We start from the raw sequence: 16,290 nt of genomic DNA, 5'->3' as shown, positions 1-16,290 counted from the left end.
TACTTACGGGGTGCTGGCACTGCTCGTGGTTCTCCTTACGCCTGGATCGTAACAAACCCAGACATCGGGGACTCCATGAAAGCCAGAGCAGCTCAAGGTGACGCTTCCAAGCGGGGCAGTACGAACCCGTGGACCTGCGACGGTTGGCCCGGATCCGTCACGTCCGGAGGACCGATAGATGCCGCGACATTACCGGCGCCCTCGCTCGTGCCTGCGTTCATGTCCGCACCGTCGTCGGCGCTGTTGGAATCGAGCATCTCCTCGGACTGAGCCAGCAGTGGTGTGTTGCTCGACTCCCGCTGGTGACGTGTCGGCGGGCCGGGAGCCCTGGTGTGTTCTCGCTCGGATGTCTCGGGGCCGGGCCGGGCGGTACGGGTCGTGCCGGTGCCCGGGTGGGTGGTGGTGAGGGGTTCTCGGGTGGGTGTGGATGGGCTGGTGGTGGGGCGGGAGGAGGAGCCTTCGTCGTGGGTGTGGCCGGAGGGTTGTTGCGGGGTGTCCTCGTGCGGGCCCTTTCTGCGCAGGGTTCGGGTGAGTGTGGTCAGGGCGGGGGTGACGGTCCGCGGTGCGGCCGAGGGCTTTCCAGGGGCGGGTGCCCTGGACGGCCTGGTGACGGTCGGCTCGGCCACGGTCCGTGGGAGTTTGGGATTGGTCCAGCGGGGCCGGGTGGTGGAGCGCGCTGCCGAGGCGGGCACGGACCTTTCGGGCCGGGTCCCTGGGGCGCTCCCGGCTGCGGTGGTGGTGGGGCGGGTGGAGGATCCCTCGCCGCCGCCGGCCGCGGCGCCGCGGCCGGGGGTGTGTGTGGTGAATCGTCCGTCGCGCGTGGTGGGGGCGCCGGCGGGGAGGTGGCCGGCTCTGCGGTCGGCGGCGGTGGCCTGGCGGCCGGCGGCGCGGAGGAATGCCTCTCGGGCGGTGCCATCGGTTCCCGTGGCGGTGTCGGTTGTGGTGGCCGGGTGGTCCGCCGGGCGTGAACGCGCGTGGGTGAGGAGGCCGTCGGTGGTGGTGTGGTGGTCGCTGAGGCGGTGGAGGGCGAGTTCGCCGGCGAACGCGGCGCGCAGTTTGACGAGTTCGGCGCTCTCGGGGGTGTTGGCGGCGGGTGTGGGGCGGTCGGCGGGGGCCAGGACGGTGTTCACTTCCACGCGCAGGTGCTGCCGGTGGGTTTCGGGCAGCGCCTGCCACCAGGCGTCCAGCCGGGCCGGGGCGATGTCCTGGACCTCACGTACCAGTGGGTGTGCCTGGGCGTTTGCGACGGCTGCGGGCCAGTTCGGCTCGCGGCTGCGCCAGTCGTCGCGCCCGTACGAAGGGCTGTGCGCGGGAGTGTGCGCGGGGGGGGGAGGAGGGAGACAGGGGCTCGCCGTCACCAGTGCCGGCGGTGCCGGTGGTGTTCGTGGTGGTGGCGTGCTGGTCCGGTGTGGTGTGTGGTGTGCTGCCCGGCCTCTCGGTGGGATGGTCCGTGGGGTGTTGGGGTGTGGTGGTGTCCGTGTCGGGATGGGCATGCGTGGGAGCGGGGGGTGTGGGTTGGTGGGCGGGTTGGGGTGTGGGGGTGTGCCGGCTGGTGGGCTCTGTCTCGAAGGCGGACTGGTGGTGGGTCGGGGCGGGTGCCGTGGGGGCCGGTGTGTTGTGCGGCGACAACGGGGACGGGGCGGCTTCGGATACTTCGGTGGAAGACGTTGCGGGGGCGGGTAGGGGCTCCGGGGCCGGTTCACCCGCCTGGTGGTCGCCGGCGACCGGTACCGGGTCCTGTCCCCGCCCTGTCTCCTCCCCGGCGCCCACCGTGCCCCGTCGCGGGGTGTTCCCGGCGGCCGGGTGCTCGCCGGGGTGGGCCTGTCCCGTGTCCGCGTTCGTCGCGGTGTTCGTCGCGGTGTTCGTCGTGGGGCTTTCCTCGGTGTTCGTCTCGGTGTGGGGGGTGGGGGTTTCCGGTGTCGCGTGCGGCGGCAATGCGCTGTGGTGTTTGGTTTGGGTGTAGTGGTGGGTGGCGCCGCCGATCGCGCCGGTGCCACCGCCTGCGGCGGCGGCGAGGGCGAATGCGGTGGGGTCCCATGGGCCGCCTTGCCAGGCGGTGGAGATCACCGTCCCGGCTTCGCCGCCGATCGCGCCGCCGAGGGCCCCGCCGGCGGTCTTGCGCAGGAGGTCGGGGCCGATGAGGTGCTCGCCGAGTCCGCGTCCGGCCACGTCCCCGATGCCGCCGGCGAGCCCGCCGACGGCGGAGATGAGCAGGGAGGTGGCGTCGAGTCCCTGCCGGTACTTCGCCGCCTCGATGCCCTGGACGAACGCGTCCTGGCCGAGGCCGAAGAGTGCGCCCGAGCGCATCGCGACCAACAACTCCGCCACGATCTCGCTGACGGATCGGCGGCCACCGGCCATCACCGTGGGTACCAGGGCCGCCGAGGTCCCGCCGGTCGCGGCGATCGCCCAGGCCAGCTGGGCGACGGTCCACAGGGTGATCGCCGCGGTGAAGCCCATCATCAACTGTGCCCGGTCGATCTCCCGGGCCTGTTCCTCCAGTGCGGTGGCGCCCTCGTCCAGGGTTTGGGCGCCGTCGCGGGCATTTGCTCCGACACCGGTGAGGGTGGAGGCCGTCATCGCTCCCGCCCCTGGCATCACCACCCCGGCGCCCGCCGTGGCCCGCTCCACCGCCAGTACCCGGTCGTTGACGAACCCTGCGGCCTGCCGCAGCGCTCCCGCGCCCGCCAGCAGGCCCGCCGGGTCCGCTTTCGGGTAGGAGGTGCCGGAGATCGCGCCCATTAGCCACGCCCACCACGACGGGGTCTGCTTGCCCGAGCTGCCCAGATTGATCAGACCCGACAGCAGGTCGCCTGCGGGGGACTTCGACACTAGGAAACCTTCCAAACGCCAAGGGGGGAACCGCGACCACGCCCGCCCGCGACCGAGACCGCCCGTGACCGGGGTCGGATCGGATCGGCGGGAACATGGCCGTGAAGCAGAACGTGACACACCGGCAGAGGCGTTCAAGCAGGGCGACGCACTGTCGCCCCCGTCACATCAAGGGGCAGGGCTGCGGCCGAGGCCTTGCGCGGGTGTCAACGGTCTTTCTCAGTTTCGGGGTCGGCCTCGAGCGTGACCGCCTCGAGCGTGACCGCCTCGGGCGGGCAATGGTGTGCGGCCTGGGATGCCGCCGGCTGGTCATCTCATCGCCAGGGGGCCGTCAGTGTCGGCCCCCTGGCGGGTGAATCGCTTGTCGGCTCCCGTGTGGTCGGCCCCGATCTCAGGTCTGTTGTTCCTGTTGCGGCAGAACTCGGTCCGGTCCAGGGGGCGGCCGCGGAGCTGTGCGGGGTTGGCCAGGCCACCGTCTCGTGGTGGTGCCTGGCTTCGTCGTCGGGGTTTGGTTATGGGGTGGGTCAGGCTGCTTGTCGGAGTGTGTCGAGGGTGTGGGGTGGGTGGTTGTCGAAGAGGTCGTTCACTTCGTTGAGGATGGTGGTGATGTCGAGGAGGTGTTGGATGTCGGTGGTGTCGGGGTGGGGGGTGTTGAGGACGAGGTTGGTGAGGTTGGGGAGGTTGGTGGTGAGGGTGGTGGGGGTGGTGGGGGTGGTGGGTCCGGGGGTGAGGAGGGGGGTGAGGGTGTGGAGGGCGTGGAGGTTGTCGGGGGTGATGCGCAGGGTGGTGTTGTAGAGGGTGGTGGTGATGTGGAGGAGGTGTTGGATGTCGGTGTTGGTGGGGTTTTGGGTGTTGAGGACGAGGTTGGTGAGGTTGCGGAGGTTGGTGGTGAGGGTGGTGGGGGTGGTGGGTCCGGGGGTGAGGAGAGGGGTGAGGGTGTGGAGGGCGTGGAGATTGTCGGGGGTGATGCGCAGGGTGGTGTTGATGAGGGTGTGGGCGAGGGTGTGGAGGTGGTTGTCGGTGATGGGGGTGGTGGGGGAGAGGTGGTGGCGGAGGGGGGCGAGGGGGTCGTGGGGGTCGGGGTGGGTGGTGAGGCCCGTGGCGGCTTGGGTGAGGCGGGTGGTGAGGTGGTGGTTGAAGCGTGTGGCGGCAGGTCCGGGGGTGGTGGGTGTGTCGGGGGTGGGCCGGCTGCCCGCGGGTGCGGGTGCGGGTGCGGGTGCGGGTGCGGGTGCGGCGGGTGCGGGTGCGGGTTGGGGGGTTCGGGTGGTTTGCGGGGCGGTTCGGGTGGTGGGCCGGGTGGTGGGGGTTGCGGGGCGGCGGGTTGCGGTGGTGGTGCCGGGGCGGGTGGTTCGGGTGTCGGGGGTGGTGGGGGTGTCGGGGGTGGTGGGGAGGGTGATGGTGGGTAGGTGGAGGGCCCGGGGGGTGCCGGTGCCGGTGGTCGTGCCGTTGGCGGGTGGGGCGCCCATGCGGCGGGGTGTGCGGGTGGCCGGTGTCGTGGTGACGGGCTGACGGCTTGTGGCCGGGTTCGCGGTGATGGTGGGGTGGCTCGGGCCGGGCACTGGTGGGCGGGCGGTGGTGGCCCGGCTGCGGGGCGGGGGCGGGGTGTTCAGTGCGGCGGGCGTCGAGGGCGTCGCGGGTGTGGCGGGGGTGGGGGGTTCGTGGCGCAGGGGGCCGCGCTGGTAGTGGAGGACGGTGCGGGTCACGGCGTCAACGACCTTGTCGGGCAGGGGACGCCCGAGGGGGGTGCGGGCGGCGTGGATGCTCAGCAGGCGCGCCTCCGGGCCCGGCAGCGGCAGAGGCCCGGCCGGATCGTAGGTGCGCAGATCGACGTTCGACACGTGCCGGCGCAGGTAGACGGCGATCTTCTGCCGGTAGGCGCGGATGACCGCCGGCGACGCGAACACATGCGCGCCGGCAGCGGAGTGGTCGGCGCCCGTCACCGAGTCGAGCACCCTCTGCGCCAACTCCAGCTGACCGGCCGACAACCCGGCCGCGCTGTCCCGCAGAAACTCCCGGGCCTGCTCCCGCAGATGACCGGGCCACGGATCCGTCGACACCCGCTGCGCCGGGATGCCAGGGGTGGCGGGAGTGTCGGGTCCGGCCGGTGCGGGTGTGGTGCGGGTGGACGGGGTGGACGGCGGTGTCGTGTCGGTGTCCATCCGGGTGCTGGTGTCCACCGGTGTGTCGGTGGGGTGGAGCGTGAGGCGGGCGACGGAACGGGTGGCGGCCACGACGGACGGCTCGGCCCCCGTCACGTCACCGCCATCGGGCCGCTCCCCGGCGGGCTGCGTTCCTTCGCGGTCGTCTGTGGTGGGGGTTGTGGCGGGCGGGGAGGCCACGTCCATGCCCACGTCCGTGTCCGTGTGCGGGCCGGTGTCGGCGGGCAGGTGATGGGTGTTCTGCGTGTCGAGTCTGTGTTTCAGTTCTCGCCACAGTGCGGGGAAGTCGTCCTCCAGGTCCTGACTGTATGCCAAGTCGTAGAGGTGGGCGGCGCGGAGCCTTTCCTCGCGACCTGCGGGTGGGGGTGAGCCGTTCTCGGCCAGTTTGTCCAGCTCTTGCTCGAGGTATTCCTTGATCGACTCGTGCCCGCCGTCCCACCAGCGTTCCAGCACGGCGGGGGTGGAGCCCAGGGCCGCCTCGAGGAGGGCCTGGTGGTCGGGGGTGAGGACGATCTGGGTGGGGGGTGGTGTGTCGGAGCGGGTGGGGTCGATGGCGTCGGTGGTGGTGCGGGTGGTGGGTGCGTCGGGCATCGGCACGTCACCGCGCGTCGACGGTTCGCCGGCCGGTGTCGGCTGCTTGTTGTCGTTGCGGGTGGTGCCGGCCGTGCCGGATGCCGAGCTCGAGTCGGGGCCCAGGTCGGTGTGCCGGCCGGTGTCGGGGAGGTGATGAGTGTTCTCCGCCTCAGTGCCGCGGTTCAGTTCTTGCCACAGGGTGGGGAGGTCGTCTTCCAGGTCCGCTCGGACTGCTGTGCGGCGGAGGTAGGCGAAGCGCTGGAGGGCCTGGGTGTCCGCGGGTGTGTGTACCTGGTTGCCGGTCAGCTCGGTGAAGAGTTCCCGGGCGAGGTCCCTCAGTGCCGGGGTGCGCCGGTTCCACCAGGTGTGGAGTTCGGTGGGGGGGATGTTGCGGGCCTGGTCGAGGACGGTGTGGTGGGCGGGGGTGAGGGTGGTCGGTGCGGGGTCGGTGTGCAGGGTGGGTGGGTGGGGGGTGGGGTTGGGTGTGTTCGTGTCGGTGGGGTGGGGGTGTGTCCGGCCCCAAGGATCGGTGGTTTCGGTGGCGAAGGCGGTGCGGTGGATGTGGGTGATGGTGCGGGTGACGGCTTCGGCGATCGGCTCGGGCACGGGCCCGTAACCGAGTCCGGGCCCGAGCCCGACGGTGAATTCGTGGATGCGCAGGAGGCGGTATTCGGCGCCGGGCAGGGGGAGGGGGGTGTCGGGGTCGTGGTGGTGGAGGCCGAGGATGCGGGCGGTCTTCTCCCGGTAGGCGCGGATGGTGTCGGGTGCCTTGTGGTGGGCGGCCAGTGTCGAGCGGCCGGCGCCGGTGATGTTGTCGAGGAGTCGGGTGGCGAGGTCGAGGTCGCGAGGGCCGAGGGCGGGCTTGGTGGAGTGTCGTAGGTGGTGGCGGGCGTCGGCGCGTTGCTGTTCGGGCCAGGGGTCGGTGGGCAGGCGGTGCAGGCCGAAGGTGTCGGGGCGGGTGAGCGCGTGGGCGGTGGTCAGGTCCTCGGGGGTGGGGGTGTGCCGGCCGGGGGGGAGGAGGACGGCCCGGGTGGCCTTCTTGTCCTTGAGCCACCAGCCGTCCTGGTCGCCGATCAGGGACGGTGCGTCGTGCAGCGTGTGCACGAACCGGGAGGTGAGGTCGGGGTACTCGAAGCGCCTCGGCCGGTAGTTGTAGCCGGCCGGGGTGCGGACGGCTTTGAGGTGGTGGTCGAGGATGCCGGTGACCTGGGTGCGGAGGTCTTCGCGGGAGGCGATGTAGGTCAGGGCGGCGGTGAGGGCGGCTTCGGGGTCGGGCAGGTCGGCGGCGGCTTCCTGGGCGTCGATGAGGTCGAGGTGGCCGCGTTTGTTGGCGAGGTCGTCGATCAGGGACATGGCGAGATCGGCGACCCGGTCACGGACCTGCGAGCCGGAGATGCGGTAGTGCGTCGGCTCGGTTTCGGCGAACCAACTGCCCTCGGACGGGTTCTCGTAGTCCAGGTGGTGGTGTCGGGGGTCGCCGTCGCGGCCGCGCGGGAGGTTCTCGCCGCCCCAGTACCAGCCGGCCTCGGCCAGGGATTCGGCCATGGTCATGGGGCTGGCGCGTTCCATGGTGGAGTACCTGCGGCTCGTGCTGCGGGCCTCGTCCTTGCCCTGGTACAGGACGCCGTCGCGGAACAGGGTGGTCTGGTCCTTGGTGTAGTTGGCCGCGATGCGCCCCAGGATGCGGCGGGTGAGGGGATGGCTGCGGTGGGTGAGCAGGCCGGCGTTGTTGCCGAGGGTGTAGCCGAAACCGGTGGGACTGTCGGCGACACGCTGGAAATGATCCATGGCCCGGCCGGTGGCGGGGTCGACGGTGTCCTTGAGGAGCTTGTTGCCGTCGAGGTAGAGGCCGCCGAAGCGGTGCAGCACCTCCTGACGCAGGATGTCGCTGGCCTGCGCGCTGCCTGCGCCGGTGCGGCGGCGCAGCCGGGAGAGGAACGCTTCGTGGGCGGTCAATGGTTGTTGTTCGTTGAACAGTTCGTGGACGTTGACGAGGCGGATGCGGTGGGCTCGGGCCCACCGGACCAGGTCGCGGATGTGGCGTTGTGCGTCGTCGTCGGGAATGTGGTGCTGTTCCAGGGCGGTGCGGACCTGTTCGCGGGTGAGTTCCGTGAGGTGGACGTGGGTGGTGCCCAGGTCCTGGTCGGCTCGTTCGGCGAGCCGTTCCCAGAACAGCTTGCTCTTGCCCTCGGGGCGCAGGACGGAGCCGAACCAGATGGAGTAGGAGACCTTGGGGATGCCCTGGCGGGCGGCTTCGGGCAGCGGCTCGTGCTCGTGGCCGGCGGGTGCCCAGCCGGTCAAGGGGCGGTTCGGGTCGGTGGGGCGGGCGACCTTGTCGCGGTAGGGGGTCAGGTCCCAGTGGGCCGGGTCCATGTCGGCGTGCGACGGTGTCGGCTTCAGCAGGTCGATTCGGTCGAACAGGTGCAGCGACTGTTCGGGCGACAGGTCGCGGTAGTCATGACCGGCCAGGAACTCGCGAGCGGGCTCCGGCGTGCGCCGCCCGAGCAGGTTCGGGCCCATCCCGCCGGCGGCCACCGCCACCCCGCCGGCGCCACCGTGGTCCCGTGCCCGCTGGTGCAGGTCGGTCACCAGGTCGCCGACCGTCACCGCCGCCCCGTCGCCACCGTCGACGCCACCGACCTCGCCAGACGGGGAATCCGCCTCCATGTCCATCCGCCCGAGGGTGTCGGCGGGCACGCCACCGGGCTTCTCCGCGTCGGATCTGCGCTTCAGTTCCCGCCACAGTGCGGGGAAGTCGTCCTCGAGGTCCTCGACGAACGCGAGTTTGTAGAGGTGGGCTGCGCGGAGCCCGTCCTCGGGGTCGGAGCGGGGGGTGCCGTTCGCGGCCAGCGTGTCGAGCTCGCGCTCGATGAATTCCCTGACGGACCCCTGCTCGCCGTTCCACCAGGTTTCCCGCATTGCGGGGGTGGCGTTCCGGGCCTCGTTGAGGACGGCGTGGTGGTCGGGCGTGAACTCGATCAGGGTGGGGTCGGTGGTGGGGGGTGGTGTGTCGGAGCGGGCGGGGTCGATGACGTCGGGGGTGCTGCGCGGGGAGGCGTCGAGCATGGGCACGTCACGGTCGGCCGGTGATTCCTCGGCCGGCGCTGCGCGGCCGCCGTCGTGCGTGACGCTGGCCGGACCGGGTGCCGGATCCGAACCCCGCGACCGGGCGAAGCTTGTCGGAGTGTCGTGGGTGCCGGCCGCGTTGCCTGTGCGGTTCAGCTCTCGCCAGAGTGCGGGAATGTCGTCTGCGAGGCCTTGCGTGAGTGCTTCGTGGTGTAGGTAGGCGTAGCGGTGCAGAACCTCGATGGCCACCGGCTTGCGTGTGTCCGTGTCGCTCAGTTTCTGGAACTGGAGCCAGGCGTGGCTGGCCCGGGCCGGGTTCTCGCTCCGCCGGGCCTCGAGTTCGGTTGGGGTGATGTTCCGGGCCTCGTCGAGGACGGCGTGGTGGGCGGGGGTGAGGGCGGTCGCGGTGGAGTTGGTGGGGGGTGGTGTGTCGGAGCGGGTGAGGTCGACGTCGGTGGTACTGGGCGCGGTGGGTGCTTCGGCCATCGGCACGTCGTGGTCTGTCGATGGCCTTTGGTCGTCGCCGCGCGCGATGTCGACCGCATCGGGCGTTGAGTCCGGGCCCGGGTCGGTCGACCGGGTGGCGTCCGTCGGAGCACCGTGGGCGCTTCCCGCGCCGCTGTCACGGTTCAGTTCCCGCCACAGCGTGGGGAAGTCGTTCTCCAGGTTTTCGCGGAACGCCAACGTGTAGAGGTGGGCGGTGCGGAGTCCTCCCTCGGTGTCGATGGACAGGGGGGAACCGTTCTCGGCGAGCTTTTTCAGTTGGAGCTGGGCGATGGCCTTCATGTAGTCGCGCTCTTGGTTCCACCAGGTCGCGAGTTCGGTGGGAGAGATGTTCCGGGCCTTGTCGAGGACGGCGTGGTGGGCGGGGGCGTGGTGGTCGGGGGTGGCGGGGTGGAGTTGGCCGTCGACGCTGATGAAGCGGGGGGTGCGGTGGGGGCGGGTGGAGATGCGTACCCATTCTCCCCAGTAGTGGTCGGTGCCCTCGGCGGTGAAGTCCTTCTCATGCTCCTGGGCGCCGGCGTGTTTGGCGGGGCTGAGGGTGAGGTCGGGGGCGAGGGCGCCGACGGTGTGGATGTCCACGCCGTCGGGGTGGGGGTGCTCCTGGTCGAGGGTGTGGGCGGCGCGGCGCAGGTAGGCGGTGTAGGCGGGGTGGTCGTAGCCGTCGGTGGCGTCGGGGTGGAGGGCGGCGAAGACCACGCGCAGGGCCTGGCCGGGTTCCCAGCCGGCGGCCCGGGCGAGGTTGGTGAAGTCCTCCTGGGTGAGGGGGCCGGTGCTGCTGTGGGGTGTGCCGTCGCCGCCGAGGTAGGGGACGAGGACGGTGCGCAGGTTCTCGTGGACGGGCAGGTTGTCCAGGACGGGCTTCCACAGGGCGGCGGTGACGGGGTCGACGGCCGCCGCACTGCCGGCGAAGACGAACGGTACCGGGTGCGGGGCACCACCGTGCGGGGTCGGGGGTGGGCCGGGTGGCAGGCCGGGGACGGGGGCGCGTTCGATGCGGGGTATCTCGGCGTTGGCCGTGTCCGGGGGTGTGAGGGAGGGGTTCAGGGTGCGGGCGAACGCGTGGGTGAGTGAGCGGAACAGCGCGTCGGAGTGGGCGGGCAGCGGCGTCCCGTCGATGTGTATGCGATGGAGTTTGAGGAGACGCCCTTCCTCGGGCACGGGCAGGGGTGTGGTGGGGTCGTGGTCCGGTAGGCCGAGGATGCGGGCGGTTTCGGTGCGGTAGGCGCGCAGGTCCTGCGGGTGCCAGTCCTGGACCCTGACGCCCGCCCCGTCGCTCTGGGCGACCGTGTCGATGATTCGTCCGGCCAGGCTCGTGTCGTAGCGGGGGAGTCCGGCGTGTTCCTTCACCACGTTCGCGCGGTCGTCGGGCCAGGGTTCGGTGGGGGTGAGTTTCAGGCCGATGGTGTCGGGCCTGGCGGTGGTGTGGGCGCGGGCCAGGTCCTGCGGGGTGGGGACGCTGGTGCCGGGGGCGAGCAGAACGGCGCGGGTGGCGGTGCGGTCGCGCAGCCATGTGCCGTTCTCGTCGCCGATCAGCGCCGGCTCGTGCACGGTGTGCAGGAAACGTCTGGCCTCGTGCAGCAGGCCGAAGGTTTCGGGCAGGAATGTGGTGCCCACGTGCTCGTCGTGGTGGCCGAAGTAGCCGGTGACGCGGGTGCGCAGGTCCTCGCGGGAGGCGAGGTAGGTGAGGGCGGCTTCGAGGGCGGCGGTGGGGTCGGGCAGTTCCTTCAGGGCGGCCTCGATGCCGATGAGGTCGAGGGTGCCGCGGTTGTTGGCGATGCTGTCGACGAGGGTCTGGGTGATGTCGGTGACCCGGTCCAGGACCTCTGCCGGTCCCAGCACGGAACGGGCCGGTTCGGCGCCCTTCTTCCAGCTCCCCTCATTGGGGTCGTCGTAGTTCAGGCGCTGGATCTGCGGATCACCCTCACGGGCCGCCGGGTGACCGGTGCCGTCGAGGTACCACCCCTGCTCGATCAGTGCTTTGCGCACGGCGGCGGGACCGCTGCGTTCCATGATGGAGTTGCGGAAGTTGACGCGCACGTGTTTCGAGTGTCGGCGCTGGTAGGTGGCGGCGTTGTGGAAGAGGGCGGGCTGGTCCTTGGTGTAGTTGGTGGTGGTGTTGTCGAGCAGGGTTCGGAAGAAGGGGTGGCCGGGGAGGGTGAGGAAGCCGCCGTTGCCGGCTTGCAGGGTGTAGGCGAAGCCGGCCTGGCTGTCGGCGGTCTTGCGGAAGGCGTCGGGGTCGTTGAGGAGCTTGTTGCCGTCGAGGTAGAGGCCGCCGCCCTCGAGGAGGTTGAGGCGCAGGATGTCGGAGGCGGCGGCGCGTCCGAAGCCGTTGCGGCGGTTGAGTCGGGCGTGGAAGGCGTCGTGGGCGGCCATGGGCTGGCCCTCGTGGTAGCGCTCGTGGACGTTGACGAGGCGGATCCGGTTGTCGCGGGCCCAGCGGACCATGTGCCAGATGTCGCTCTGCCGTGGGTCGGCGGGCGGGGTGTGCTGGTCGAGGGCGGTGCGGACCTCCGTGCGGGTGAGCTCGGTCAGGTGGACGAAGGTCAGATCGCTGTGTTGGCGGGTGCTCTGGGCGAGGCGGTTCCAGAACAGTTTGCTCTTGCCCTCGGGGCGAAGGACGGAGCCGAACCAGATCGAGTAGGCGATCTTGGGGATGCCCTGGCGGGCCTTCTCCGGCATGGGGGCGGTGGCCTCGGGGGCCCAGCCGGTCAGGGGGCGGTTCGCATCGGTGGGACGCACGACCTTGTCACGGTAGGCCTTCAGGTCCCAGCGGGCGGGGTCCATCTCGGCGTGCGACGGCGTCGGCCGCAGCATGTCGAGCCGGTCGTACAGGTACAGGGTCTGCTCGGGAGACAGGCCGCGGTAGTCGTGCCCGGCCATGAACTCCGGGGCCGGTGCCAACACGCGTCGCCCGAACATGTCCGGGCCCATCCCACCCGCAGTGACTTCTACACCACCGGCTGTGCCTGCCGACTGCGCCCGCCGCCGCAGGTGCGCCACCATGTCCGCGGCCGTCACCTTCCCGCCGTCGTCACCGTATTCCACGGCGGCCGCAACGGACGGGTTGTGCGGGGCCACGCTCGACCCGTTGCCGGCCTCGGTGGGGGTGAGGACCATCGCCTCCAGGCCGTTTTCGTGGCCGAGGAGGTATTCGAAGTATGTGGCGTGTTCGCCGAAGGCGCGTCGCAGGTCGTCCTGGAGGCCGCGGAAGTACCGGTCGGAGTAGCCGTCCTCGAGGTTGGACACCTCCGTTACCCGGTGTCGCAGGCCGCGTAGGAGGGTGTTCAGCCGTCGCGCGTCCTTGCCCTGGATGGCATCGCGTACGGCCATGACCCGCTCCAGGGGCTGGAGGTCACGGGCCTCGGCCGCATCGGGGCGCAGGATCTCACGGGCCAGCTTGTGGCTTCCGTTATCGAGTCGGCCGTCCTCGTAAGCCCGGGCGAGGGCGTCGACGATCGACTGGCCGCCGGAGTGCTCACGGAACCGCCCGCTGATCGCGGTGTGCTGTTCGGGGTCCGTGGTGAGGTGGTGGAGCAGCACGAGGACCTCGACGCCGTTCACGTTCGGCCGGGACAGGGCCCGGTGCAGGTCGTCCACCCGCCGGACGGTCACCGGATCCGGCGGCACGCTCTCCACGCGGGCACCGCTCTCGACAGCCGTGTTTTCGATGTGCGGGCTCTCGTCGTGGGACGGGCCGGGAGTTGCGGCGTGCTCGCGCTCCGGCGCCTCGGTGGTGGTGCGGGTGCGCTTGGCCGGGAGTTCGCGGGGCTGGGGGGTGGAGCCGGGTGTGGATCCGGCGGCGGGGCGTTTGCCCGCCCGCGAGCTCGGCCCGGCCTCCCCGTCCCCGGCCGGGAACCCGGAGGATGCGGCCGTTTCCCGGGCCTTGGCGGGCCCGGCGGCGGTGGCCTCGCGGGTACGCCGCGCCGGACGGGCGGCCTCCGCCCCACCGTCCCGTGACCCACCCACGACGCTCCCAGTGGCGGTGGTGGTGGGGCGGGGGGAGGATCCTTCGTTGTGGGTGTGGCTGGTGGGCTGTTGCGGGGTGTCCTCGCGCGGGCCCTTCCCGCGCAGGGTTCGGGTGAGTGCGGTCAGGGCGGAGGTGACGGTCCGCGGTGCGGCCGAGGGCCTTCCAGGGGCGGATGCCCCGGACGGCCTGGTGACGGTCGGCTCGGCCACGGTCCGTGGGAGTTTGGGATTGGTCCAGCGGGGCCGGGTGGTGGAGCGCGCTGCCGAGGCGGGCACGGATTCCTCGGGCCGGGCCCCTGGCGTGCTCCCGGCTGCGGTGGTGGTGGGGCGGGAGGACGGGCCCGTGGTACTGCCCTCGCCGGGGGTGTGGCCGGGGGTGTGTGTGGTGTCTCGTCCGCTGCGCGTGGTGGGGGTGCCGGCGGGTAGGTGGCCGGCTCTGCGGTCGGCGGCGGTGGCCTGGCGGCCGGCGGCGTGGAGGAAGGCTTCTCGGGCGGTGCCATCGGTTCCCGTGGCGGTGTCGGTTGTGGTGGCCGGGTGGTCCGCGAGGCGTGAACGCGTGTGGGTGAGGAGGTCGTTGGTGGTGGTGTGGTGGTCGGTGTGGCGGTGGAGGGCGAGTTCGCCGGCGAACGCGGCGCGCAGTTTGACGAGTTCGGCGTCCTCGGGGGTGTTGGCGGCGGGTGCGGGGCGGTCGGCGGGGGCCAGGACGGTGTTCACTTCCACGCGCAGGTGCTGCCGGTGGGTTTCGGGAAGCGCCTCCCACCAGGCCCGCAGGTCCTTGGGGTCGAGTGCCTGGACCTCACGTACCAGTGGGTGTGTCTGGGCGTTTGCGACGGCTGCGGGCCAGTTCGGCTCGCGGCTGCGCCAGTCGTCGCGCCCGTACGAGGGGACGCGCGCGGGAGTGTGCGCGGGGGGCGAGGAGGGAGACAGGGGCTCGCCGTCACCAGTGCCGGCGGTGCCGGCGGTGCCGGCGGTGTTCGTGGTGGTGGCGTGCTGGTCCGGTGTGGTGTGTGGTGTGGTGCCCGGCCTCTCGGTGGGATGGTCCGTGGGGTGTTGGGGTGTGGTGGTGTCCGTGTCGGGATGGGCATGTGTGGGAGCGGGGGGTGTGGGTTGGTGGGCGGGTTGGGGTGTGGGGGTGTGCCGGCTGGTGGGCTCTGTCTCGAAGGCGGTGTGGTGGTCGGTCGGGGCGGGTGCCGTGGGGGCCGGTGTGTTGTGCGGTGACAACGGAGACGGGGCGGCTTCGGACACTTCGGTGGAAGACGTTGCGGGGGCGGGTACGGGTTCCGGGGCCGGTTCACCCGCCTGGTGGTCGCCGGCGACCGGTACCGGGTCCTGTCCCCGCCCTGTCTCCTCCCCGGCGCCCACCGTGCCCCGTCGCGGGGTGTTCCCGGTGGCCGGGTGTTCGCCGGGGTGGGCCTGTCCCGTGTCCGCGTTCGTCGCGGTGTTTGTCGCGGTGTTCGTCGTGGGGCTTTCCTCCGTGTTCGTCTCGGTGTGGGGGGTGGGGCTTTTCTTGGTGTGGTCGGGGTGTGGTTCCTGGCCCGGGCTGTTCTCGGTGTGGGGCGCGGGGGTTTCCGGTGTCGCGTGCGGCGGCAATGCGCTGTGGTGTTTGGTCTGCTGGTAGTGGTGGGTGGCGCCGCCGATCGCACCGGTGCCGGCGCCTGCGGCGGCGGCGAGGGCGAATGCGGTGGGGTCCCATGGGCCGCCTTGCCAGGCGGTGGAGATCACCATGCCGGCTTCGCCGCCGATCGTCCCGCCCAGGGCCCCGCCCGCCACCTTGCGCAGGAGGTCGGGGCCGGCGAGGTGGTCGCCGAGTCCGCGTCCGGCCACGTCCCCGATGCCGCCGGCGAGCCCGCCGACGGCGGAGATGAGCAGGGAGGTTACGTCAAGTCCCTGCCGGTACTTCGCCGCCTCGACGCCCTGGACGAAGGCATCCTGCCCCACCCCGAACAGCGCACCCGAACGCATCGCGACCAGCAGCTCCGCCACGATCTCCTGGACGGACCGACGACCCCCCGCCATCACCGCGGGCACCGCGGCGGCCGACGCCCCGCCGGTCGCCGCCACCGCCCACACCAGCTGGGCGACCGTCCACAACGTGATCGCCGCGGTGAAGCCCATCATCAACTGTGCCCGGTCCACCTCCCGGGCCTGTTCCTCCAGTGCGGTGGCGCCCTCGTCCAGGGTTTGGGCGCCATCGCGCGCGCTCGACCCCACACCGACCAGGGTGGAGGCCATCATCGCTCCCGCCCCGGGCATGGCGACACCCGCGCCCGCCACGGCCCGCTGCACCGCCAGCGCCCGGTCGTTGACGAACCCCGCCGCCCGCCGCAACGCCCCCGCGCCCGCCAGCAGCCCCGCCACGTCCGCCTTCGGATACGACGACCCGGAGATCGCCCCCATCAGCCACGCCCACCACGACGGCGTCTGTTTCCCCGAGCTGCCCAGATTGACCAGGCCGGACAACACGTCACCCACAGAGAACCTCGACACCACGAATCCTTCCAGCACCAGGGGGGAACCACACCCACGACCGGACCGGATTGGAGCGGACCGGTGGGAACACAACCAGGAAGACACAACGCGACACACCGACAGGGGCGTTCAACCAACGGAGGGCAGACGTGCCACCCCCGCCACCCCTGCCGGGTCCGGCGCAGGACCGTCGTCCAGGTCTTGCCGTCCGCTGCCGTGGCAGGCGTGCCACCCCTGCCGTCCCAGCACGGGGCCACCGTCCAGGAACTTCAGCAGGGTGGCCGGCCGGTCGGCTGGATCGAGGAGTACGACGTCCAGCACGGCACCTGGACCGCCCTGATCGACAGCAGCATCGTCGCCAACGCCGCCAGCGGCGAACCCCTGCGCTGCCCCGACGCCGAAGGCGCCCTCGCCCTGCTGCGCCGGACGCTGGGGGAGCACCTCACCCGCTGGTATGAGGTTCCCCCGGGATGCGGAGGGTGGTGACAGCGGTTCAGATGGGTCTCATGAGAGGACCTGTGGCTATGGCCGCCCCGAAGAAGTATCCGCAGGATTGCGGCTCTCCTGTTGCTTCCGTGGGTGGGTTCATGCAGCTTGACGGCCTGGTAGGTGGGGTCGGTGGCCGTCGAGGCTGAGCATGGCGAGGGCGATCAGGGCGGCGGCGTCCTTGAAGCCGAAGGCCATGCGGGTGATCAGCCGGATCTTGGTATTCATGCTCTCG

Annotated in this window: 4 protein-coding genes and 1 pseudogene; 1 reads left to right on the top strand and 4 read right to left on the bottom strand. The window is 71.6% G+C overall.

Annotated features, from left to right (window positions below; translation table 11 throughout):
* Positions 1–92: 92 nt before the first annotated feature.
* The 3 genes from AB0O11_RS37545 to AB0O11_RS37535 all read right to left on the bottom strand — a co-directional run bounded on the left by AB0O11_RS37545 (position 93) and on the right by AB0O11_RS37535 (position 15,587).
* On the bottom strand, positions 93–1,136 hold the full coding sequence (locus tag AB0O11_RS37545) for a hypothetical protein (RefSeq protein WP_363396536.1): 1,044 nt from the start codon (positions 1,134–1,136) through the stop codon (positions 93–95).
* Positions 1,137–1,212: 76 nt separating this feature from the next.
* Positions 1,213–2,832 (bottom strand): hypothetical protein, encoded by a 1,620-nt coding sequence (locus tag AB0O11_RS37540; RefSeq protein WP_363396533.1) that lies wholly within the window; start codon positions 2,830–2,832, stop codon positions 1,213–1,215.
* A gap of 524 nt (positions 2,833–3,356) precedes the next feature.
* A complete protein-coding gene (locus AB0O11_RS37535; protein WP_363396530.1) occupies positions 3,357–15,587 on the bottom strand; it encodes a hypothetical protein in 12,231 nt (4,076 codons plus the stop codon).
* 207 nt (positions 15,588–15,794) lie between these two features.
* Here AB0O11_RS37535 and AB0O11_RS37530 point away from each other — a divergent pair, with 207 nt between their 5' ends.
* Positions 15,795–16,055 (top strand): hypothetical protein, encoded by a 261-nt coding sequence (locus AB0O11_RS37530; RefSeq protein WP_363396527.1) that lies wholly within the window; start codon positions 15,795–15,797, stop codon positions 16,053–16,055.
* 99 nt (positions 16,056–16,154) lie between these two features.
* Here the strand turns inward: AB0O11_RS37530 and AB0O11_RS37525 are convergent.
* Positions 16,155–16,290: pseudogene (locus AB0O11_RS37525) on the bottom strand (ISL3 family transposase); the annotation flags it as partial.

The organism is Kitasatospora sp. NPDC093102, assembly GCF_040683915.1.
Lineage (GTDB): Bacteria > Actinomycetota > Actinomycetes > Streptomycetales > Streptomycetaceae > Kitasatospora.
The sequence above is the reverse complement of the archived record's forward strand: the minus strand, read 5'-3'. Positions and strand labels throughout refer to the sequence as shown.